Genomic DNA, 20,210 nt, shown 5'->3' on the forward strand with positions numbered 1-20,210 from the left:
GGTCAGGCCTTGAGCTGCTTGCGGTCGTCGCCGTGCCCGATGGCGATCTTGCGGGGCTTGGCCCGCTCGGCGACCGGGATCTTCAGGGTCAGCACGCCGGCCTCGTAGTCGGCGGTGATCCCCTCGGGGTCGAGCGTGTCGGAGAGCATGACCTGCCGGGAGAAGACGCCGAGCGGGCGCTCGGACAGCTCCCACTTCACGCCCTCGCCCTCGTGGCGCGGACGGCGTTCGGCCTTCACGGTCAGCATGTTCCGTTCGACGTCGATGTCGATCGCCTCCGGGTCCACCCCGGGAAGGTCGAAGCACATCACGTACTCGTCGCCGGCGCGGTAGGCGTCCAGCGGCATCGGGGCCGGTCGGGACCACGTGCCGTTGCCGCCGAGGAACTGCTGGGTCAGGCGGTCCAGCTCGCGGAACGGGTCGGTGCGCATCAGCATCGCGAAACACCTCCACTGGTTCATTGGTCAGCAGTGCGCTTCACCTGGGAACCGTTGTAGCACGTCATCCATCCGATGACAAACATCGGATGTCGTCCGAAGGATGACGGCATGAGCGGGCAGCTGGTGCCGCCGACCGCGCAACCCCCGTCGCCACCCAGCACCTGGCCCCCGGCCTACCACCGAGCACGGGCGCCAACACCGGGTGGAACCGGGCGTGGTGGCGCCGGATCCGGGTAGCCGGAGTCACGGGCGGGGTCGAGCAGAGGAGAGCTGAGATCATGAGCGCCGTTTCCCCGGCAGCCGTGCCGCTGCCGCCGACGCCACCCCCGCCGGGGCGGCCGTCCCACCGCCCGACACCGCTCCTGCCCGACCTCCCGCCGCCCCCGGGCTGCGAGGCCTTGCCCGTCGGAATCACCGTCAGAAGCGCGGGTGTGTCCCCGCCGCCCGCTTCCCGGGCCTGACGGGCGGGCCGTGTCGCCCGTGCCACGTCGGCGAGGCGTCGTTCAGAACGGGAGCGCCGTTCAGAACGGGACGGTGGCGCTGCCGAGGCGCTGAAAGCCGCTGCCGGAGGTGGGGGCGGGGACCGGGGCCGCCGCGATTCCGGGGGCGGCGGTGAGGTGGGCGAGGTCGTCGACGACGTCGGTCAGCGAACGACGGCGGTTGAACACGGCCCGTTGTCGGTCGGCGTCCGTGCCGCAGGTCAACCGGCGGTGGAGGAGGAGGCGTGCGGTCTCCAGGTCGCCCACCTCCGCCAGAGCGGGACCGGTCAGGTCGAGCAGGCGGGCGACGAGCCGGGACATCGGCACGCGGCGACCGGTGGACGGGTCCGTGCCGACGCCGGCGAGGCCGCCGCGGGCAGCCTGCCGATGGGCCTCCCGCAGGGCCGCCGCAGCCGTGCGCGGCGGTGGGACACCGTTGCGGTGGGCGGCGAGGAAGGTGCGCGCGAGTCCGCGCAGGAGGACGGCCAGCAGGAGCGGGGCGTCGGCGTCCGCGTTGGTGTCGGCGATCCTCACTTCGAGCGTGGGCAGGTGTTCGGACGGCCGGGCGTACCAGTAGAGCATCTTCCGGTCGAGGATCACCCGGTGGGTGATCAGCCGTCGTACCGTCCGCTCGTACTCCTCCGGATCCAGAACCGGGGCCGGCCCGCAGGTCGGCCATGCCAGGTGGCGGCCGGCACGGCTGCTCGCGGCGCCGCGGTCCCGGCCCTCGCAGAACGGCGAGTTGACGCACAGTGCCTGCAGGAGCGGCAGCCACGGGCGCAGGTGGGCGCTGATCGCGAGGGCGTCGGCGCGGCCGAGGTCGCCGAGGTGGACGTGGCAGCCGCAGATCTCGCCCCCCACCTGGTCGGCGGCCGGGCCCACGTGGGCGGCGACGCGCCGGTAGCGGTCGGTCGGGGTCAGCGGCAACGGATGGTGACTCGGCAGGACGGCGGTGCCGGTGGCCACGAGGAGGCACCCGGCGTTCTCGGCCGCCTCGGCCATGGCCCGGCGTGCGGCCGCCAGCTCCGCGTGCAGCCCGGCAGCGGTCGTGACCGGGCGGGTGCACGCCTCGACCTGGGTGGCCAGGAACTCGTGCTGGGCCCGGGCACCGAGGGTGCGGGCGGCGTGCGCCACCACCAGGTCGGCGCAGGGGGCGGTGATCCGCGTGGTCCGATCGACCAGCAGGAACTCCTCCTCGACGCCGAACCTGAGGGCCTCGTGCCGGCCGCTCACCGCCCCGCTCCCGCCACGGCAGCCGGGACCGGACCGAGTCGCGGACGTGCCCGGCCCCGGGCCGGGCCGTACCGGGTGCGGAGACGGATGCTTGTCATGGCGCTGCGCTCCGGCTCAGGGGACTGTCGCTCGGGCGTGTTTCCCGCTGGCGCGGGCGGAAACAACGCCGCGCCGGGCCCGTGGGGGGAGCGTCTCGGCGCCGGGCCGGGGAAGGCTCGTCCGCCGCGCCCGGACGAAGCGGGGCCGCTCGGCGTGAGGCACGCGGTGATCGGGGCAGGCGCGGGTCATGGTGCAGATCGGATACACGATGATGACCGAGCAGCGCGGCCCGCGTGACCTGGTCGCGGACGTGGTGCACGCGGAGCGGGCCGGTTTCGACTTCTCGGTGATCTCGGACCACTCCTTCCCCTGGCTGGACGAGCAGGGCCACGCCCCGTACGCGTGGGCGGTGCTCGGTGCCGCCGCGCAGGCCACCTCCCGGATCCCGCTCATGACCTACGTGACCTGCCCGACGTTCCGCTACCACCCCGTGGTGGTGGCGCAGAAGGCGGCCACGGTGCAGTTGCTGTCCGAGGGCCGCTTCCGGCTCGGGCTGGGCAGCGGCGAGAACCTCAACGAGCACGTGGTCGGCCGCGGCTGGCCCGCGGTGCCGGTGCGTCAGGCGATGCTCGACGAGGCCGTGCGGGTCATCCGGGCGCTCTTCGACGGCGGGTACGTCACCCGCCGCGGCCGGTACTTCGACGTCCGGGGCGCCCGGTTGTGGGACCTTCCCGACCGGCCGCCGCCGATCGGGGTGGCGGTGTCCGGCCCGGCCTCCTGCGAACTGGCCGGCCGGCTGGCCGACCTGGTGATCGCCGTGGAGCCGGACCCGGCGCTGATCACCGGCTTCGCGGAGCACGGCGGGGCCGGGAAGCCGGCGGTGGGCCAGCTCCCGGTGTGCTGGGACACCGACCGGGACGCCGCCGTTCGCCGGGCCCACGAGCAGTTCCGCTGGTTCGGCGGCGGCTGGAAGGTCAACGCCGAACTGCCCGGGACGGCGGGCTTCGCCGCCGCGAGCCGGTTCGTCCGCCCGGAGGACGTCGCCGGGAGCATCCCCTGCGGCGACCGGGCCGAGGACTTCGTCGAAGCGGTGCGGCCGTTCGTCGACGCGGGTTTCGGGGAGGTCGCCCTCGTCCAGGTCGGCGGCGACACCCAGCCCGCCTACCTCGACTGGGCCCGGGACGCCCTGCTGCCGGCGCTGCGCGCGGCGTTCTGAGGAGCCGCCCGCGCCCGGTACCGGGGCCCCCTGACCTGCTGGCACCCCCGCTGTGCCGGCAACCGGGTGGTGGAACTCGGCGGACGGCTCGAAGAAGCCGAGTAGACCGCCACCCCGCGACCCGCTGAAGGTCCCCGGCGCCACCGGGTAGGGGGCCACGGGGCCACCACCGGTCCGTCCCAGCGGTGTCAGGGCAGTGGTGTGCCGCCGGTGGCGTTGACGATCTCGGCGGTGATGTAGGAGGACTCCTGGGAGGCGAGGAAGACGTAGGCGGGGGCCATCTCGGCGGGCTGGGCCGCGCGGCCGAGGGGTGACTGCTCGCCGAAGTGGGCGACCTTGTCCTCGTCCATGGTGGCGGGGATCAACGGTGTCCAGACCGGCCCGGGGGCGACCGCGTTGACGCGGATGCCGTCGGGGGCGAGCTGCATCGCGAGGCCCTGGGTGAAGGCGACGATGGCGGCCTTGGTCATCGCGTAGTCGAGGAGGTGGGGGCTGGGTTTGTAGGCCTGGACGGAGGCGGTGTTGATGACGGAGGCGCCCGCGCGCAGGTGGGGCAGGGCCGCGCGGGTGGTCCAGAACATGCCGTACAGGTTGGTCTTCATGACGCGGTCGAACTGTTCGGTCGTGATCGCGGTCAGCCCGTCGGGCTGGGACATCTGGTAGGCGGCGTTGTTCACCAGGACGTCGAGGCGGCCGAAGGTGTCGGTGCAGCGGGACACCAGCTCCGCGCAGAACCGCTGGTCCCGTAGGTCGCCGGGCACGGCGAGGACGCGTCGGCCGGCGTCGACGACCAGGCGGGTGGTCTCCTCGGCGTCGGCCGCTTCCTCGGGAAGGTGGCAGAAGGCGATGTCGGCGCCCTCGCGGGCGAACGCGAGCACGACGGCCCGGCCGATACCGGAGTCGCCGCCGGTGACCAGGGCGACGCGACCGTCCAGCCGGCCGGTGCCGCGGTAGGACGTCTCGCCGTGGTCCGGCCGGGGCGTCATGTCGTCCGCGGTGCCGGGGTGGGGCTGCGACTGACCGGGGAACGGCGGTCTCGGATGCTGTTCGGTCGGGTCCTGCGGGGTGTGCTGGTCACTCAACACGGCGGACGGTGCTCCTCGGGGCGGTCGGAAGGCTCACGGGGGCGAGTCTGACCGCGCGCGGGGTCGCCCGCGCGCCGGGCTGCGGCATGCGGGTGGTCCGCCCGCCGCGCGCCCGCGTGCGGGGCGGCCCGCCGGGAGCTCCTGCGACCGGCCACGGGACTCCGGTGCCACCGGACCCCGGCCACCGGACGCCGGACCCCGGCCCCCGGACGCCGCCGTACGGTGACGGCCTCGTAGGTCATGGACCGGGCGGTGTCCCGTACCCGTTTTCCGCCTCGGACGCAGGGCAGACGCCCGGACATGGTCGAGTCCCGAGCACCGGCGCCGGAAGCCGTCGCGGCCCTCCCCGAGGAACTGCCGGTGGGCCTGGACGATCGCGAGCTGACCGGCGGATGACCCCGATGCCCCACGATGACCGCTCGGCGGGAACGGCCCGAGCACCCGGCCCGAGCCGCCAGGACGACCAGGTCCGGGCGGGGCTGGACCGGGCCGGTGTGCTGGTGCGCCAGATCACCACGGCCCTGGCGGCCGCCGGCCACACCGTCGCCGCCGCCGAATCCCTCACCGGCGGTCGCCTGGCCACCGCCTTGGCGGACGCGCCCGGCGCGGGGGAGACGTTCCTCGGTGGCGTCGTCGCCTACGCCACCGGACTCAAGACCACCCTGCTGCACGTCGACGCCTCCCTCCTCGCCGACGCGGGAGCCGTCCATCCCGAGGTCGCCGTCCAGATGGCCGAGGGCATCCGCACGATCACCGGCGCCACCTACGGTCTCGCCACCACCGGAGTCGCCGGGCCCGCGCCCCAGGACGGCCGCCCGGTGGGCACCGTCTACGTGGCCGTCGCGACCCCGCACACGACCAGCACCACCCAGCCCGCACCGCCGTCGAACCGGCGCGAGGACATCCAGGGCGAAGCCGTGCTCGCCGCCCTCGGCCTCCTTCACGACCTGTTGCGACCCGGCGGCTGACTCCAAAAGGCCAACGGCTCGTACGGCCTGACCACGCTGCGCCGCGACCAGACCACCGTCCACGGCGCCGACCTCCACTTCGGGTACGCGGCCAAGTCCGGGCGCCGCCGTGACCTCACCCTCACCGACGCGGCCGCCGCGCACACCGTCCGGGCCCTGCTGCGCCGCCACGACGACGGCCCGGCCCTCTGGGCGTTCTGGGAACACCGGACGTGGCGGTCCCTGGACGCCGTGGACCTGAACGCCTACCTGCGCTCCGGAAGCGGCACGGACGTGTCCGCCAAGGACTTCCGCACCTGGCACGCCACCGTGCTGGTCGCGGTCGGCCTCGCCGTCTCCTGGCCCCAGGCGAGCCGGTCGAAGACCGCCCGGCGTCGCGCGGCCGCCCGGGTCGTCCGCGAGACGGCGGCCCACCTGGGGAACACCCCGGCCGTCTGCCGCGCCTCCTACGTCAACCCGCGGCTGTTCGAGCTCTACGACCAGGGAGTCACCGTCGCCGACGCGTTGCCCGACCTCGCCGCCGACCCGACCGGGCCGGGCCTGCCCGGCACCGGCGAGAGCGTGGAACGCGCCGTCCTCTCCCTCCTCACCGGGCCGGGAACGACGCGTCGAGGCATGGGACGGGCCGCACGGGGTAGCCGCCGGTCCACACATCACGCCCAAGGAGGAGTCATGCCGGCCGGCTCGAACAAGAAGCGGGAACGCCAGTACGAACACATCAAGGAGAGCGCCCTCGACCGCGGTGAGAGTGAGAAGCGGGCCAAGGAGATCGCCGCCCGCACGGTGAACAAGGAACGGGCCCGGCACGGCGAGTCGAAGACCGCCAGCCGCTCCTCCACCCAGGACATGTCCTCCTCCAAGCGGGGCGGCCAGCGCTCCCACTCGGGCTCCGAAGGCCCCACCTACGACCAGCTCTACAACGAGGCCAAGCAGCGCAACGTCCACGGCCGCTCCAAGATGAACAAGAAGGAGCTCGCCAACGCCCTCGGCCGCTGACGTACACCTCCAGGGCGGCCGCCCGGGGGAGGACGGGGATCGGACAGCCATTCCGTCGGAAGGGAACCCATCATGTCCCCCACCCCGGGCGCCCATCCGGAGCCCGGCCAGCCGACGCGGGCGCGGCTCCAGGTCACCACCCAGGCCGCGGCGATCCCCGCGGTGGTGTGCCGCGTCGCGGGAGAACCCGACCAGGACAACCGGCACCTTCTCGACGAAGCCCTCGCCAAGGCCGTCGCAGACGCACCCGCGATGCTGATCGTCGATCTCGCAGCCCTCACCTTCTGCGACTCGGCGTGCCTCAACGCCCTCCTCCAGGCCCGCCACGACGCCGAAGCCGCAGGAGTGTGGCTCGTCCTCTCCGGCGCCGGCCCCCAACTGCTGCGCCTGCTGGCGATCACCGGAGCCGATGAGATCTTCACCCTCCGCGTCCACGTCCGCACCACTGCCGTGCCCCGCCCCGAATGAGCCCCCGGCGCGGGCCGCCCGCCCCGCTCGCCGCCACCGGCCACGGCCGGCACACCCGCCTCCGCGTCGCTCCGCCGTGCTGACGGCCTCCCGGCGGGATCAGTGGGACCGGCCCTCGCCGTGAGGCCGCGTCATCGCGGTCCGTGGGTGTGCAGGAAGACCACCGGGCCGCCGTCCAGGCGGCCGGTCTCATCCAGGTCGAGGAGGGCGGCGAGTGCCTTGGCGGTGTAGGTGCGTTCCAGGGCCAGGCCGGCGTGCGCGGCGGCGCGTGCGAGTGCCCGGTCGCTGGCCCGGGTGGGGTGGGCGTAGCCGTCTCCCAGCCAGGCCGTCTCGGTGCGGATCGCGTCGGGGGCGGGCTCGGCGCCGCTCACGTCGGCGCCCCGGGCCCGGAGCAGGGCGGTGGAGCGGCGGGCCAGTGAGAGGAGGGTGGGGGTGTCCAGGGGCAGGGTGTCGTTGACGACGACGCCGAGGACGCGGGTGCGCAGCCCGGCGAGGCGCAGTCCGAGGGTCAGCCCTGCGGCGGTGCCGCCGGATCCGACGGCGGTGACCAGCCACGCCGGTTCCGGTAGTTGTCCGGCATCGACCTGTCCGGCCAGTTCCAGGGCGGTCTCGACGGCGCCGAGCGTGCCGAGCGGCGAGGAGCCGCCGGCCGGGAGGTAGTACGGCGGGGTGCGGCCGTGGGTGTGCCGGACGAAGAGCCAGGGGGCGGCCAGGATCAGCCGGGTCTTGGTGTGCAGGAGGTGGAGCGTCGCGCCGGAGGCGCGCAGCCGTTCCAGTTGGGCCCGCACGTGCTCGTCGACCGGTTGGTCGATCAGGCCCAGGGCTACCCGGAGCCCTTGCTCCCGCGCGTAGCGGGCGGCGGCGAGGCCCCAGTTGGTGCCGAGGCCGCCGACGGTGAGGATGGTCCTCGCGCCGCGTTGCCGGGCCTCCGGGAGCAGCCACTCCAGCTTGCGGACCTTGTTGCCACCCCAGCCGCCGTCGCCGTATCCGCTCTCGTCCTTGATCCACAGCTCGGCGCGCGTGTCCAGCCCGGGCAGCGCCCGCACCGGCGTGGGTGCCGTGCCCAGCCGCAGGAACGGAAGCGAGCCGGCCAGTTCGGGACAGCGCTGGTGCAGCAGCGGAGGTCGCATGGAGGAGACGGTAGGGCAGCGGGAGGACGATCGGACCGGTTTCGGCGTCAACTGCGGTACGCGAGTGTCGGCTTCCGCTCCCGTGCCGGTTGATGGAACTGCCGGTGGTGCTCAGCGCGTCAGTGGGTGGTCCCCTCGGGGGTGCGCAGGTCGGTGGGGCGGGCCGAGGCCGTGAGCAGGGCGCGCAGGGCGTGGGCGGCCGTGGCGGCGGGCAGGGAGGGCTGGGCCCGGTCGAGGACCTGTTCGGGCAGGGCGGGCAGGTGGACGAACCCGCCGCGGGCGGTGGGGCGTTCGGTGGCGAGCAGGTGCATGAGGGCGTAGAAGACGTGGTTGCAGACGAAGGTCCCGGCGCTGTGGGAGAGGGAGGACGGCAGGCCGGCCTCCCGGACGGCGGCCACGCACGCCTTGACCGGCAGGGTGGCGAAGTAGGCGGCGGGACCGCCGGGGACGACGGGCCGGTCGATCGGCTGCCGGCCTGAGTTGTCCGGGATGCGCGCGTCGTCGATGTTGACGGCGATGCGCTCGATGCTGATGTCGGGGCGGCCGGTCGCCTGGCCGAGACAGACCACGACGTCCGGGTCGCTGCCGCGCACCGCCGCGCGCAGTTCCCCGGCCGCCTGGCCGAAGACGCAGCTCAGCCGGACGGGGGTGACCACCATCCCTGCGGGCGGCTCGTCGGCGACGAGGCGGGCGACCTCCCAGGACGGGTTGAGGGTGGCGCCGTCGAACGGTTCGAAACCGGTGAGCAGGACCCGGGTCATGGGTGGGGAGAGCCTTTCTGACGGGATGTTCGGATCTCGGTGACGGAACGTCGGCGGCGGAACGTCGGCGACCGGAGCAGCGGTGGCCGGAGCAGGGTGGCCGGAGCAGGGTGGCCGGAGCAGGGTGGCCTGGACACGGGTGTCCGGAGCGCCCGTGGCCGGAACGCCGGTGGTCAGAACGCGAACAGCGACATGATGGCCATGTTGCACACCAACAGGGCGCCTGCGGTGGGCAGTTGGGCCTTGATCGGCCCGTACTGGTCCTTGAGTTCGAGCAGGGCGGCCGGGACCAGGTTGAAGTTGGCGGCCATCGGGGTGGCGAGGGTGCCGCAGAAGCCGGCCAGCATGCCCACGGCCAGGACGACCGCCGGGTCGCCGTGCAGCTGGGTGATCAGGACGGGCCAGCCGATGGCGGCGGTCATGACGGGGAAGGCGGCGAAGGCGTTGCCCATGACGACGGTGAACAGGGCCATGCCGAGGCAGTAGAGGGCCACCGCCGCGTACGTGCTGCCGTCGGGCAGGAAGTGGGTGGTGATCTTGCCGACCTGGGTGCCGACACCGGTGCGCTGGAAGATCGAGCCCAGTACGGCGAGGAGTTGGGGCAGGAGCAGCGCCCAGCCCATGGCCTCCACCAGCGCGCGGCCGGCGTGCAGGGCGACGACGGGATTGCGCTCGCGGGTGAGGGCGAGGCCGACGGCCAGTGCGACGAGCGTGCCGATGCCGAGCCCGAGCAGGGCCTCGCTGCCGGACGGGAGCAGCAGCCCGCCGCCGAGGTGCACGCCCTTGAGGAGGGTGGCGCAGGTCAGTGCGACCAGCGGCAGGGTGAGCGCGGGAATGAACAGCCGGCTGCCGAGACGGGCGGCGGAGGCGGCCCGCTGCTCGGGGCTGGTGGTCGCGGGCGTGCCGCGGCCGGTGAAGCCGAGGCCGCCCAGGCAGATCATGGCGAGGACGGCCGCACCCAGGGGCGCGGCGGGCGCGCTCTTGTCGGCGACCCACGTGCCGTAGACGAAGCTCGCGCCGAACAGGCCCCAGAAGGCGGCGCTGCCGAACCGCTTGGGGTTGCTGCGGTCGGCGGCCATCTGCGCGGCCATCGCGAGGAAGACGGCGCCGACGAGCCAGTACAGCCATTCGACCTTGATCACTTGCTGTCCTCCACGGTGAGCGAGTCGGCGGGGCTGGAGTCGGCGGGGCTGGAGTCGGCGGGGCTGGCGTCGGCGGCTCGGGTGTCGGTGGGGGCGCCGACGGGGCGGCCGGACGCGGCGGGCAGGTCCCGGGCGAGCGTGGTGTCCAGGCGCAGCAGGTGCACGCCGTGGATGAGGGCGGCGCAGACCGCGGTGGGGATGGCCCACAGGGCGAGCTGCACCGGCTCCAGGGCGGTGTGGTAGGTCGCGTTGACGAAGCCGGTGATCAGGAGGATCGAGCCGATGGCGAGGAAGCAGTCCTCGCCGAAGAAGAGGCCGACGTTGTCGGCGCTCGCGGCGAAGGAGCGCAGGCGTTCGCGGGCCTTCTCGGTCAGCGTGCCGTGGCGGCGCTCGACGGCGGCCTCCGCCATCGGCACGATCATCGGCCGCACCGCCTGGGGATGTCCGCCGAGCGCGGTGAGCCCGAGGGCGGCGGCGAGCTGGCGGATCACCAGGTAGCACGCGAGCAGGCGGCCGGCGCTGACCTTCGCGAGCCGGTTCATCAGGGTGCGGGCCTGGTTCTGCAGACCGTGGCGCTCCAGCAGACCGATGACCGGCAGGGTGACGGCGAAGAGGGTCACCGAGCGGCTGGAGGCGAAGCCCGTCCCGAACGTCTCCAGGACCTTCACCGGGCTCAGCCCGCCCAGCAGGCCGGTGACGACGCCGGCGGCGCCGACGACGAGGAGCGGATTTCGCCGGGTGGCGAATCCGGCCACCACGATGAGGATGCCGACGAGAACGATCACGTGCCTGGCCGCCTTTCGGAGGGGTCCACGCGGTGCGGGCGGTCATCTGTGACGCCACACGGCGCAGGAGGTCCCGGCCGGGTGGGCCGCGGCCTCGCAGCGGGGGTTGCCGAGAGGTTAGGGGATTGTGGAACAATCCGACAAGGGTTCAGGATTAAGCGTCCTGACGGAACGTAGGCCGGCAGGAGGCAGGACTTGACCGGGGTTTTCGACGCACTCGCGGCCGACCGGGGCCGGCTCGAACGCGCCAGCGCCGCCCAGCGGGTGGCCGAGGTGCTGCGCGAGCACATCACCGAGGGCCGGCTCGCTCCCGGGACGCGACTGTCGGAGGAGGCGTTGGGCGACGCGCTCGCGGTGTCGCGCAACACGCTCCGCGAGGCGTTCCGGCAACTGGCCGACCAGCGCCTCGTCGTCCACGAGCTGAACCGCGGGGTCTTCGTCCGGATCCTGGAACCGGCGGACGTCGTCGACATCTACACCCTGCGCCTGGCCCTGGAGATGGCCGGCGTGCGCGCGCTGCGCAGCGCGGCGCCGGAGCGCCTGGCCGCGGTGCGGGCCGCGCTCGTGCGGGCCGAGGGTGCCGAGCTGCTCGGCGACTGGGCCGCCGTCGGCACCGCCGACCTGCACTTCCACCAGGCCGTCGCCGGGCTGGCCGGCAGCGGGCGGATCGACGAGTGCATGGCGCGGCTGATGGCGGAACTGCGGTTGGCCTTCGCCGCCGTCCCCTCCGCACGCGCGCTGCACGAACCGTTCCTGCGCCGCAACCAGACGCTCGCCGGGCTGCTGGAGTCCGGCGAGATCGACGACGCCGAGGTCGAGTTGACCGGATACCTGGACGACGCGCGCGCGGTGATCGTCCGCGCCATGGCGGAGCGCGGACAGGCCCCGGGTGCCGGGCAGGCCCCGGGCGCCGGACAGTCCCCGGGCGCCGGACAGTCCCCGGGTGCCGGGCAGGCCCCGGGCCCGGGCCACCTCCCGGGGAACGGGTATCTCCCGGGAGACGGGCGGTGACGGGCGGCCGGACGGTTACCGGGGCCGCCGCGGAGCCGGTGATCGACCTGAACGCCGACCTCGGCGAGGGCTTCGGCCGCTGGACGCTCACCGAGGACGAGGCCCTGCTGTCGGTGGTCACCAGCGCCAACGTCGCCTGCGGCTTCCACGCCGGGGACCCGTCCACCATGCGGCGCGTGTGTGCCCTGGCCGCCGAGCGCGGGGTGCGGATCGGCGCGCAGGTCTCCTACCGGGACCTGGCCGGCTTCGGGCGGCGGGCGATGGACGTCCCCCCGGACGAGCTGGCCGACGAAATCGCCTACCAGATAGGGGCGTTGCAGGTGTTCGCGCAGGCAGCCGGCGCCGGGGTCGCCTACGTCAAACCGCACGGCGCGCTCTACAACCGCACGGTGCGCGACGCGGAACAGGCCGCGGCGGTGGTCCGCGGTGTCCGCCTGGCCCTCCCCGGAACGCCGGCGCCGCCGGTGCTCGGGCTGCCCGGCTCGCGGCTGCACGAGGCGGCCCGGCAGGCCGGACTGCCGGTGGTCGCCGAGGCGTTCGGCGACCGCGCCTACACCCCGGAGGCCACACTGCTCTCCCGCCGGGAACCGGGCGCGGTCGTCCACGACCCCGACGCCGTGGTTTGCCGCTCGGTCGGCATCGCCCGCGACGGCCTGCTCACCGCGCACACCGGCGACCGGATCCGGCTGCGCGCCCGCTCGCTGTGCGTGCACGGCGACACCCCCGGGGCCGCCGACCTCGCCCGCCGCGTCCGGACGGCGCTGCGAGCCGCCGGGGTGCGCGTCGAGGCGTTCGCATGAGAGTGCTGCGGGTCGGCCCGCACGCCTTGCTGGTCGAACTCGCCGACGCCGACCGGACCGCCGCCCTCCACGCCGAACTCCTCCGCAGACGCGCGGGGTTCGGGCTGCCGCCGGTGGACGAGATCGTCCCCGCCGAACGGACCGTACTGCTCGACGGGGTGGCGGACCCGCGCGCCCTGGCCGCCGAACTGGCCACCTGGCGCGTGCCGCCCGCCCCGGAACGGGCCGGTCCGGTGGTGACCGTACCGGTCCGCTACGACGGTGCGGACCTCGCGGAGGTCGCCGCGCTCTGGGGCGTCGCGGAGGACGCCGTCGCGCGCATCCACTCCGCGACCGAGTTCCGCGTCGCCTTCAGCGGCTTCGCCCCCGGCTTCGGCTACCTCACCGGCCTCGCCGACCGGTACCACGTCGCGCGGCGGGCAGTGCCCCGCAGCGCCGTGCCGGCCGGCTCGGTCGCCCTGGCCGGACCGTACACCGGCGTCTACCCGCGCTCGTCCCCGGGCGGCTGGCAGCTGATCGGCCGCACCGACGCCGCGCTGTGGGACGTCGCGCGCGAGCCCGCGGCCCTGTTCGCCCCGGGGGCGCGGGTGCGGTTCGTCATCGAGGAAGCATGACCGGGGGAGCCGTGTCGGAGGCCGCGGGCGGAGGAGTCGCGACCGGGGAAGCCGTGACCGGGGAAGCCGTGACCGTCACCGTCGTCGGCGCGGGCCTGCTGACGACCGTCCAGGACCTCGGCCGGTCGGGCCACGCCCATCTGGGCGTGCCGCGCTCCGGTGCGCTCGACCGGCCGGCCCACCGCCTGGCCAACCGGCTGGTCGGCAACCCCGCCGGGGCGGCCGCCCTGGAGACCACGGTGCTCGGCTGCGCGGTCCGGGTGCACCGGCCGGTGACGGTGGCCGTGACCGGGGCGCCCTGCGCCGTACGGGTCGACGGCCGGCCCGCCGCCTGGGGCACCCCGGTCCGGCTGTCCGCCGGGGCGCGGCTCGACGTCGGCCCCGCGACCCGGGGGGTGCGCAGCTACCTCGCCTTCGCGGGCGGGATCGCCACCGAACCGGTCCTCGGCAGCCGTTCGACCGACCTGCTCTCCGGGCTGGGCCCCGCGCCGCTGGCCGTCGGGGACCGCCTGCCGCTCGGCCGGCCGGCCGGCCCGCCGGCCGGGGCGGACGTGCTGCCCTGGGCCGCCCCGCCCGCCCGGCTGGTCCTCCCGCTCATGCTCGGCCCGCGCGACGACTGGTTCACCGCCGGGGCCCTCGGCGTCCTCGCGCGCTCCGTCTACCACGTCTCGACGACCAGCAACCGGATCGGCCTACGCCTCGACGGCCCGCCGCTGGAACGCGCCCGCCAGGGCGAACTGCCCAGTGAGGGCATGGTCCTGGGCGCCGTCCAGGTGCCGCCCGACGGCCGCCCGGTGGTCTTCCTCGCCGACCACCCGACCACCGGCGGCTACCCCGTCATCGGCGTCGTCCCCGCCGCAGTCCTCCCCGCCGCCGCCCAGGCCGCCCCCGGCACCCCGGTCCGCTTCGCACCCGTCCGGCTGCGCTGACGGCCCGCCACCACGACCGGCGACCGAGAGGCCGACCCGTGCGGTGCGGCGGGGCCGGACAGGTCGCCGGGCGCGGGGCACGTCCGTCACGGCCGGCCCGTGGCGTCCGGTGGGCTCCCCGGCCACACCTCGAACGCCTGGGAGATCCCGGCCGGCGGGCCGGCGCGGAAGTGGGCGCGGATGAGGGCGTCGACCTTGGCGACGGCGTCGGATCGACCGCTGAGCTCCACCTTCACCGGCTCGGCACCGGGGTCCGCGAGGGGGACCGGCCGTGTGGCGGACTCGTCGACCGGTGCCGACGTGTCCACCTGCCAGCGGGTCCGGACGACCTGCTCGGCGGGCGAGACGTAGTCCCCCGCCGTGCCGGGACCAGGGACGATGATCAGGCCGAACGACCGGCTCACCGTATCGGCGACCACGTTCGCCAGGGGTGGGGCACCGGAGATCGACATGTGCACCATGGCGCTCGGTTCCCGTGAGCCGCTGGTACTGGGCATCGCTCTCCTCCGAGGTCGGCTGCTCTCCCAGGGTCCGTCAGCGCGGGGCCGCCCGCATCCGTTCGGCGGTGGAGCCCCGGCTCGTTCGCGCGGCCGCCGGTGCCCGGGCCGGCCGGCGCCCGGACGGGTGCCGCAGCCGCGGCGGCCCGTCCGGTACGCGGTCGGTGGGGGCCTCTACGATGTGCGCCATGAACACTGGGGGGCCGCGGGCGCGGCTCATTGACGGCCGCTTCGAACTGCTCGCCCGCCTCGGCGGCGGGGGCATGGGCCTGGTCTGGCGTGCGCGGGACAACGCGCTGCACCGGGAGGTCGCGCTCAAGGAGGTCCGCCCGCCCGACCCGGCGATGGCCGAGGCCGACCCCGACGGTGCCCACGAGCTGCGCGAACGCGTCCTGCGCGAGGCCCGGGCGCTCGCCCGCGTCCAGCACCCCAACGTCGCGGTGATCCACCACATCATCGACACGCCCGAGCACCCGCACCCCTGGCTGGTGATGGAACTGGTCACCGGCGGCAGCCTCGCCGACCGGATCGCCCAGGGCCCGCTCAGCGTCCCGGAGGCGGCCCGGATCGGCCGCGGCGTGCTCGCCGCCCTGCGGGCCGCCCACGCGGCCGGCATCCTGCACCGCGACGTCAAGCCCGGCAACGTGCTGCTCCGCCCCGACGGCACCCCGGTGCTCACCGACTTCGGCATCGCCGCCGTGCAGGACGCCACCGCGCTCACCGCGACCGGCGCGCTGATCGGCTCGCCCGAGTACATCGCCCCGGAACGCATCCGCGGCGAGGAGGGCAACCCCTCCTCCGACCTCTGGTCGCTCGGCATGCTGCTGTACGTGGCGGTCGAGGGCCACCACCCGCTGCGCCGCGGCACCACGCTGGCCACCCTCGCCGCCGTCCTGGACGAGCCGCTGCCGCCGCCCGCCCGCTCGGGCCCGCTCGGCCCGGTCCTCGCCGCAGTCCTGGGCCGCGACCCGCGGCTGCGCCCGGACGCCGACCAACTGGACCGGGCGCTCGCCGCCGCGGAGCAGTACGGCGCGCCGCCCGCTCCGGCGCCGGCCTGGGCGCCGACCTTCCTGGACACGCCGCACCCCGCCAACCCCGGGGCCGGCGTGCCCGCGGACGCCGTGCCCGGGACCGGCGTGCCGGCGGACGCGGGGGCGCGTCCGGACCTCACGGCATATCCGCTCGCCGCGCCCACCGGCTCCGCCCACGCCGCGCCCACCGGCTCCGGTCACCCCGCCCCGGCCGGCTCCGGCTACGCCGCGCCCGGGGTGCCGTTCGGCGCCGTGCCCGCCGGACCGGTACCGCAGCCCCCGCCGCCCGCCCGCAGCCGGGCCGGCCTGGCCGTGACGCTCTCGGTCGCGGCCGTGGTGCTCGTCGGCTCCGTCACCTGGGCCCTGCTCCCCGACGGCACCGACGGCCGCACCGCCGCCCCGGCCGCCGGTGGTTCCTCCGGTCCGGCGGCCGTGCCCGCGTCCACCGGTTCGGCCGCCCCGCCGCTGCCGACGACCGTCCCGACCGTCACCGCGGAGCGGTCCTCCACCCCGGCCGCCAAGGACCTCCTCACCCCCGACGGCGTGCGCACCGTCGTGGCCGCGCTGAGCGCCCAGACCGGCGGCACCAAGGTCAAGGAACTCACCGTCTACCCCGGCTACGCCACGGGCCAGGTGCCGACGGCCGACGGCCGCAGCTACGACTGGTACGACTACCGGGACGGCAGGACCACCCGCCGTACCGGCAGCACCATGGGCAAGGACAAGCCGGTCGACCTGGCCCAGTACGACTGGAACGTCCTGCCCGACCTCCTGAAGGCGGCCGGCAGCGTCCTCAACGTCCCCAACCCGACCAGCCGCTACCTGATCATCGGCCCGGACATGTTCGACGGCACCCCGATCATCCGGGTCTACTTCTCGGACGAACACGGCCACACCGGCTACTTCTGTGCCGACCCGAAGGGCAAGATCGGTCGCACCTACCCGGCCGAGTGACCGGCCCCGCCCGGCGGGGCCGCTGGTTCCGTTCGTCCCGGGGCTTCCGGTGGCCACACCCGACCCGCCGGGTCCGTCGGGCATCATGGACGCGCCCCCACGTCGACCGGCCCGGCCTGCCCCGCCCGAGGCCGGCCCTCCCCCCGGAGCGCCTTTCCATGAACACGTCCCGCCTGCTCGGCCGGGCCGCCACCGCCACGGCGGTCGTGGCCGGAACCCTCGTGGTGGCCGTGCCGGCCTTCGCCCACGTGGAGGTCGAGTCCGAGACCGCCCAGGCGCTGGCCGCCAACGCGACCGTCACCTTCACCGCCGAGGCCGAGTCGACCACCGCCGGCCTCGCCGGGTTCCAGGTCGTCCTGCCCGAGGGCATCGCCCCCGCCGACGTGGCCCTGGCCGACGCCCCGGCCGGCTGGACCCTCGCCGCCACCGCCGACGGCTACACGGTCGGCGGCCCGGCGCTGGCCCCGGGCAAGGACGCCGTTTACAAGATCACGGTCAAGCAGCTGCCCGACGCCGGGGAACTGGTCTTCAAGACCCTGGAGACCTACGGCGACGGCCGCATCGACCGCTGGATCGAACTCCCGAAAGCCGGCACCAAGCCCGAGCACCCCGCGCCCACCCTCAAGCTCGCCGCCGCCGCGCCCGGAGCGGCCCCGATCGGCACGCCGTCCGTCGCGCCCACCGGCGCGACGCCGTCCGCGTCGGGCGCCCCCTCGGCTCCGGCCACCCCCTCGGTTCCGGCCGCCCCCTCGGCTCCGGCCACCGCAGCGGCGCCGGCCACCGCTTCGGGCGCCCCTGGCGTGACGGCGGCCTCGCCCAGCGCGGCGGCGACCGCCTCGGCCGGCGACTCCTCGTCCGCCGCCCCCATCGCCCTCGGTGTCGCCGCCGTGGTGGTACTCGCCGCGGGCGGCGCCTGGTGGTGGCGCCGCAAGCGCAGCGGGTCCGGCTGACGGTCCGCAGCCGCTGCGGTTCCCGGCCCCCGGGTCACGAGGACCGGGCCCACGAGTACCGGGCACCGCGGCGTCCGTGGCGGGTCTCCGTCAGTCGACGTGCAGGGTGAATTCGGCGGTGTGCAGCTTCCCCGCGGTCTGGAACTGGAGGTGGACCCGCCAGTCGCCCGGCTCGGCGAACAGGGCCTGGAAGGTCAGCGTGGGCCCGCCGTGGTCACCGTTCACCGGGTTCGCGGGGTGGAGGTGGGCCAGCGCCTGGTCGCTTTCGTGGAACGCGCTGAGGTGGGCGTAGCTGTCCAGGTAGGGCTGGAGATCGGTGACCGGCCGTCCGTCCTGACCGATCGTGGCGACCAGTTGGTGCGCGCCGGCCATCGGGCGGGCCTGCAGGGTGACGGTGTAGCCGTCGACGGTGGTGCTGTCGCTCGGGGCGGGCAGGGGCACCGGGACGGCCTCGCCGGGCACCGTCACGGTGCGGCTGAGGACGAGCTCCGTGGCCCGGGCGCCGGTGTTCGGGATGAAGTCGGCGTACAGCCGCCAGGTGCCCGGGGCGAGGGCGGCGAGATCGGCCGTCCAGGTGCCGTCGTCCGCCATGTCCGGGTGCAGGTGCTGGAAGCCGGTGAGGTCGGAGCGGATCGCGTAGAAGTGCAGCTTCTTGGTCTGGTGGACGGCGAAGTCGGTGACCGGGGAGCCGCCGGGGCCCGTGACGGTGAACCGGAAGGCCGTCGGCCGCCCGGCCGGCGGGCTGCAGGTCACGAGGTTCAGCCGGTAGCCGTCCCGCTCGGCGGCGAGGCCGCGGGCGAGGCCCTGGGAGGCACCCGCCGGGTGGGCCGTCCCAGCCATCCCCGGCATCCCCGGCGCCTCCGCCGTTCCCGCCGCCTCCGGCATTCCCGGCATTCCCGGCATGCTCGCCGCCGCGGCCCGCGGGGCACCGGAGGGAGCCTCCGGGACGGACACCGCCATCCCGATGACGAGCAGCGTGGGCACGCAGGACGCGAGCAGCCAACCTCGGGAGAACGGACGAGAGGGAGCAGCGGTCATCGGCAGGTCTTTCCCGTAGCGGGCGCACCGGGGCGGCGCGCCGTGCGGAGCCGAGGGGTTCGGCCTCACTACTACAGGAGACCGGCGACGGGGAGCGCGATAACCGAAAACCGCGAGCACGGACGGCCTCGGAGCCGTCGATCCGGCCTGCTCCGCCCGCTGCCCGCCGCGGCCGGGCGTCACCGGGGTACGGCCGTCCTCGGCGCCCGTCCGGGCTCGGCGAACGAGCGGGCGCGGGTGCCGCCGGAGCCGGCCGGCTTCAGGGGCGTTGGGCCGCGGCCGGGCGGGGGCCGTGTCGGAACCGGGCGGTGAGGGGGCGTCGGGCTAGGCTCCTGAGGTCGTCACTGTCGAAGCGCGGGAGGGTGAGACGGCCCGGCTCAGCCGTGAGATCGTCATCAGATCGATGACGTTCTGGCTCCGTCCGGCCTTCGGGCTGCGCGTCGCCAAACGGTTCCAGGCGATCGCGGGGTTCGACCGCGCCCTGGCGTTGGCGTCCGCCGCGCTGACCGCGGCGATCCCGCTGGCGATCCTCTGCGGCACCCTCCTCGCGGGCCTCGGGGGCAGCGACGTCGCCGATCGCGTCGTCGAGCGGTACAACCTCACCGGGGACGGGGCGGAGGCCGTCCAGGAGGCCCTGGCGCCGTCGGCCGCCACGGGCACGGGCGGGGACGTCTTCAGTGCGCTGTTCCTGCTGCTCTCGATGCTGGGCTTCGCCCGGGCCGCGCAACGGCTGTTCGAGCAGACCTGGGAGCTCAGACCGCTCAGTGTCCGCAACACGGCGAACGGGCTGTGGTGGATCCTCGGCCTGGCGGTCTACACGGTGGCGGGCGGCTGGCTGCACGCGGCCGTCGGCAGCCGACGGCACGAATGGGCGGCCAGTCTGCTGGTGGCTCCGCTGACCGGGGCCTTCCTGGTCTGGAGCGGGCGGGTCCTGTCCGCGAAGCGGATCACCGCGCGCGACCTGGTGCCGTTCGGCGTCACCGCCGCCGCGGTGACGGCGGTCTACTCGATCGGTGCGACGGTCTACCTGCCGCGCCTGTTCAGTTCCTATGCCGACCGGTACGGTGCCGTGGGTTCGGTCTTCGCGATGCTCTCGGCCCTGTTCGGTGCGATGGTCGCCGTCGTCGGATCCGCGGCGCTCGGACGCGAGGTGCACGACGAGTTGAACCGCATCAACCGCGGTGAGCGCCCTCCCGAGGACGAAGTCCGCCGCGAGTGGCACGCTCTGGTCGAGCAGATCCGATCGCGCTGGCGGACCGTGCAGGAACAGCGGCCCCGCCGGCGTCGCCCGACCGAGCCCCGCCCGCCGGACGAGCACTGACCGTGCCCCGCCGGCCCTGACCGTGCCCCGCCGGCCCTGACCGTGCTGCCCCGGTCGGTCGGCGGTGACGACGCCGGCGGAGTGTCCCGGCGGTCGGCCGGGCGCTCGGCTGTCGCCTGCCGGAAGACCAGCCGGCGGCATCGACCAGGTCGGCCGACCGCCGTTGACGGAGGTTCACGACGCCCCGCACGATGCCGACGAAGAACGAACGCGTGGGGATGCTGACACTGATCAGATCGATGGCCGCGACGGTCGTTCTCCTCCCGCCTCGCCTCCGTGCCCGGCGGGCCTCCCCGCGGCGGCGGCACCGCTGTCGATCCCTT

The 20,210-nt window shown here is 75.0% G+C and carries 20 protein-coding genes and 1 pseudogene; 12 read left to right on the forward strand and 9 right to left on the reverse strand.

Translation table 11 applies throughout. The features are described from left to right. Window positions 1-2: 2 nt before the first annotated feature. Together ACFVHB_RS16880 and ACFVHB_RS16885 are read right to left on the reverse strand one after the other, a co-directional pair. Window positions 3-437 (reverse strand): Hsp20/alpha crystallin family protein, encoded by a 435-nt coding sequence (locus ACFVHB_RS16880; protein ID WP_380321827.1) that lies wholly within the window; start codon window positions 435-437, stop codon window positions 3-5. A 524-nt stretch (window positions 438-961) separates the two neighbouring features. Beyond that, window positions 962-2,152: a YbdK family carboxylate-amine ligase gene (locus tag ACFVHB_RS16885; protein ID WP_380321830.1), complete on the reverse strand. Its 1,191-nt coding sequence runs from the start codon at window positions 2,150-2,152 to the stop codon at window positions 962-964. A gap of 286 nt (window positions 2,153-2,438) precedes the next feature. Here ACFVHB_RS16885 and ACFVHB_RS16890 point away from each other — a divergent pair, with 286 nt between their 5' ends. Beyond that, window positions 2,439-3,407: an LLM class F420-dependent oxidoreductase gene (locus tag ACFVHB_RS16890; RefSeq protein ID WP_380321833.1), complete on the forward strand. Its 969-nt coding sequence runs from the start codon at window positions 2,439-2,441 to the stop codon at window positions 3,405-3,407. 188 nt (window positions 3,408-3,595) lie between these two features. Here the strand turns inward: ACFVHB_RS16890 and ACFVHB_RS16895 are convergent, their stop codons facing one another. Then, the gene (locus ACFVHB_RS16895) at window positions 3,596-4,489 is read right to left on the reverse strand and encodes an SDR family oxidoreductase (RefSeq protein ID WP_380321836.1); all 894 of its coding nucleotides are present in this window, start codon (window positions 4,487-4,489) and stop codon (window positions 3,596-3,598) included. A gap of 404 nt (window positions 4,490-4,893) precedes the next feature. Here ACFVHB_RS16895 and ACFVHB_RS16900 point away from each other — a divergent pair, with 404 nt between their 5' ends. From ACFVHB_RS16900 to ACFVHB_RS16915, 4 genes and pseudogenes are all read left to right on the forward strand, one after another. After that, window positions 4,894-5,460, forward strand: a complete 567-nt coding sequence (locus ACFVHB_RS16900) for a CinA family protein (RefSeq protein WP_380321839.1) — start codon at window positions 4,894-4,896, stop codon at window positions 5,458-5,460. Window positions 5,461-5,478: 18 nt separating this feature from the next. Continuing rightward, a pseudogene (locus tag ACFVHB_RS16905) lies at window positions 5,479-5,886 on the forward strand (DNA topoisomerase IB); the annotation flags it as partial. Between the two features lie 246 nt (window positions 5,887-6,132). Then, window positions 6,133-6,456, forward strand: coding sequence for a plasmid stabilization protein (locus ACFVHB_RS16910; protein ID WP_380322094.1), 324 nt, complete (start codon window positions 6,133-6,135; stop codon window positions 6,454-6,456). Between the two features lie 72 nt (window positions 6,457-6,528). Next, window positions 6,529-6,924: an STAS domain-containing protein gene (locus tag ACFVHB_RS16915; RefSeq protein WP_380321842.1), complete on the forward strand. Its 396-nt coding sequence runs from the start codon at window positions 6,529-6,531 to the stop codon at window positions 6,922-6,924. A 131-nt stretch (window positions 6,925-7,055) separates the two neighbouring features. On the opposite strand, the gene ACFVHB_RS16920 is transcribed toward ACFVHB_RS16915, so the two are convergent. The 4 genes from ACFVHB_RS16920 to ACFVHB_RS16935 form a co-directional block, all read right to left on the reverse strand. Beyond that, entirely contained in the window at window positions 7,056-8,054 is a 999-nt protein-coding gene (locus ACFVHB_RS16920; RefSeq protein ID WP_380321845.1) for a 1-aminocyclopropane-1-carboxylate deaminase/D-cysteine desulfhydrase, read from the reverse strand. 119 nt (window positions 8,055-8,173) lie between these two features. Beyond that, window positions 8,174-8,815, reverse strand: coding sequence for a pyroglutamyl-peptidase I (gene pcp, locus ACFVHB_RS16925; protein ID WP_380321848.1), 642 nt, complete (start codon window positions 8,813-8,815; stop codon window positions 8,174-8,176). Window positions 8,816-8,988: 173 nt separating this feature from the next. Continuing rightward, window positions 8,989-9,957: a DUF979 domain-containing protein gene (locus ACFVHB_RS16930; protein ID WP_380321851.1), complete on the reverse strand. Its 969-nt coding sequence runs from the start codon at window positions 9,955-9,957 to the stop codon at window positions 8,989-8,991. After that, the gene (locus ACFVHB_RS16935) at window positions 9,954-10,742 is read right to left on the reverse strand and encodes a DUF969 domain-containing protein (RefSeq protein ID WP_380321854.1); all 789 of its coding nucleotides are present in this window, start codon (window positions 10,740-10,742) and stop codon (window positions 9,954-9,956) included. Before ACFVHB_RS16935 ends, ACFVHB_RS16930 begins: the two co-directional genes overlap by 4 nt. A gap of 195 nt (window positions 10,743-10,937) precedes the next feature. On the opposite strand from ACFVHB_RS16935, the gene ACFVHB_RS16940 reads away from it, so the two are divergent. The 4 genes from ACFVHB_RS16940 to ACFVHB_RS16955 are packed head-to-tail and all read left to right on the forward strand — an operon-like array spanning window position 10,938 to window position 14,096. Continuing rightward, a complete protein-coding gene (locus tag ACFVHB_RS16940; protein WP_380321857.1) occupies window positions 10,938-11,753 on the forward strand; it encodes a GntR family transcriptional regulator in 816 nt (271 codons plus the stop codon). Further along, window positions 11,750-12,553, forward strand: a complete 804-nt coding sequence (locus tag ACFVHB_RS16945) for a LamB/YcsF family protein (RefSeq protein ID WP_380321860.1) — start codon at window positions 11,750-11,752, stop codon at window positions 12,551-12,553. The genes ACFVHB_RS16940 and ACFVHB_RS16945 overlap by 4 nt, the downstream gene beginning before the upstream one ends. After that, a complete protein-coding gene (locus tag ACFVHB_RS16950) occupies window positions 12,550-13,167 on the forward strand; it encodes an allophanate hydrolase subunit 1 (RefSeq protein WP_380321863.1) in 618 nt (205 codons plus the stop codon). The genes ACFVHB_RS16945 and ACFVHB_RS16950 overlap by 4 nt, the downstream gene beginning before the upstream one ends. Window positions 13,168-13,220: 53 nt before the next feature. Then, window positions 13,221-14,096, forward strand: a complete 876-nt coding sequence (locus ACFVHB_RS16955) for a biotin-dependent carboxyltransferase family protein (protein WP_380321866.1) — start codon at window positions 13,221-13,223, stop codon at window positions 14,094-14,096. Between the two features lie 86 nt (window positions 14,097-14,182). Here the strand turns inward: ACFVHB_RS16955 and ACFVHB_RS16960 are convergent, their stop codons facing one another. After that, window positions 14,183-14,593, reverse strand: a complete 411-nt coding sequence (locus ACFVHB_RS16960) for a hypothetical protein (protein ID WP_380321869.1) — start codon at window positions 14,591-14,593, stop codon at window positions 14,183-14,185. 188 nt (window positions 14,594-14,781) lie between these two features. Here ACFVHB_RS16960 and ACFVHB_RS16965 point away from each other — a divergent pair, with 188 nt between their 5' ends. Together ACFVHB_RS16965 and ACFVHB_RS16970 are read left to right on the forward strand one after the other, a co-directional pair. Next, the gene (locus ACFVHB_RS16965) at window positions 14,782-16,578 is read left to right on the forward strand and encodes a protein kinase (protein ID WP_380321872.1); all 1,797 of its coding nucleotides are present in this window, start codon (window positions 14,782-14,784) and stop codon (window positions 16,576-16,578) included. Between the two features lie 158 nt (window positions 16,579-16,736). Then, window positions 16,737-17,528: a DUF1775 domain-containing protein gene (locus ACFVHB_RS16970; RefSeq protein WP_380321875.1), complete on the forward strand. Its 792-nt coding sequence runs from the start codon at window positions 16,737-16,739 to the stop codon at window positions 17,526-17,528. Window positions 17,529-17,618: 90 nt separating this feature from the next. Here the strand turns inward: ACFVHB_RS16970 and ACFVHB_RS16975 are convergent, their stop codons facing one another. Then, window positions 17,619-18,368, reverse strand: coding sequence for a hypothetical protein (locus ACFVHB_RS16975; protein WP_380321878.1), 750 nt, complete (start codon window positions 18,366-18,368; stop codon window positions 17,619-17,621). A 601-nt stretch (window positions 18,369-18,969) separates the two neighbouring features. Between ACFVHB_RS16975 and ACFVHB_RS16980 the strand changes: the two genes are divergently transcribed. Next, entirely contained in the window at window positions 18,970-19,887 is a 918-nt protein-coding gene (locus tag ACFVHB_RS16980; RefSeq protein WP_380321881.1) for a YhjD/YihY/BrkB family envelope integrity protein, read from the forward strand. Window positions 19,888-20,210 lie beyond the last annotated feature (323 nt).

It is taken from the genome of Kitasatospora sp. NPDC127111 (assembly GCF_042677465.1).
GTDB lineage: Bacteria > Actinomycetota > Actinomycetes > Streptomycetales > Streptomycetaceae > Kitasatospora.

Excerpts from the sequence above, each read along its gene's own strand:
- ACFVHB_RS16980 (WP_380321881.1), top strand. The coding sequence starts at position 18,970 with ATGACGTTCTGGCTCCGTCCGGCCTTCGGGCTGCGCGTCGCCAAACGG.
- ACFVHB_RS16960 (WP_380321869.1), bottom strand. The coding sequence starts at position 14,593 with ATGCCCAGTACCAGCGGCTCACGGGAACCGAGCGCCATGGTGCACATG.
- ACFVHB_RS16970 (WP_380321875.1), top strand. The coding sequence starts at position 16,737 with ATGAACACGTCCCGCCTGCTCGGCCGGGCCGCCACCGCCACGGCGGTC.
- ACFVHB_RS16975 (WP_380321878.1), bottom strand. The coding sequence starts at position 18,368 with ATGGCTGGGACGGCCCACCCGGCGGGTGCCTCCCAGGGCCTCGCCCGC.
- ACFVHB_RS16920 (WP_380321845.1), bottom strand. The coding sequence starts at position 8,054 with ATGCGACCTCCGCTGCTGCACCAGCGCTGTCCCGAACTGGCCGGCTCG.
- ACFVHB_RS16915 (WP_380321842.1), top strand. The coding sequence starts at position 6,529 with ATGTCCCCCACCCCGGGCGCCCATCCGGAGCCCGGCCAGCCGACGCGG.
- ACFVHB_RS16965 (WP_380321872.1), top strand. The coding sequence starts at position 14,782 with ATGAACACTGGGGGGCCGCGGGCGCGGCTCATTGACGGCCGCTTCGAA.
- ACFVHB_RS16880 (WP_380321827.1), bottom strand. The coding sequence starts at position 437 with ATGCTGATGCGCACCGACCCGTTCCGCGAGCTGGACCGCCTGACCCAG.
- ACFVHB_RS16950 (WP_380321863.1), top strand. The coding sequence starts at position 12,550 with ATGAGAGTGCTGCGGGTCGGCCCGCACGCCTTGCTGGTCGAACTCGCC.
- ACFVHB_RS16890 (WP_380321833.1), top strand. The coding sequence starts at position 2,439 with ATGGTGCAGATCGGATACACGATGATGACCGAGCAGCGCGGCCCGCGT.
- pcp (WP_380321848.1), bottom strand. The coding sequence starts at position 8,815 with ATGACCCGGGTCCTGCTCACCGGTTTCGAACCGTTCGACGGCGCCACC.
- ACFVHB_RS16910 (WP_380322094.1), top strand. The coding sequence starts at position 6,133 with ATGCCGGCCGGCTCGAACAAGAAGCGGGAACGCCAGTACGAACACATC.
- ACFVHB_RS16900 (WP_380321839.1), top strand. The coding sequence starts at position 4,894 with ATGCCCCACGATGACCGCTCGGCGGGAACGGCCCGAGCACCCGGCCCG.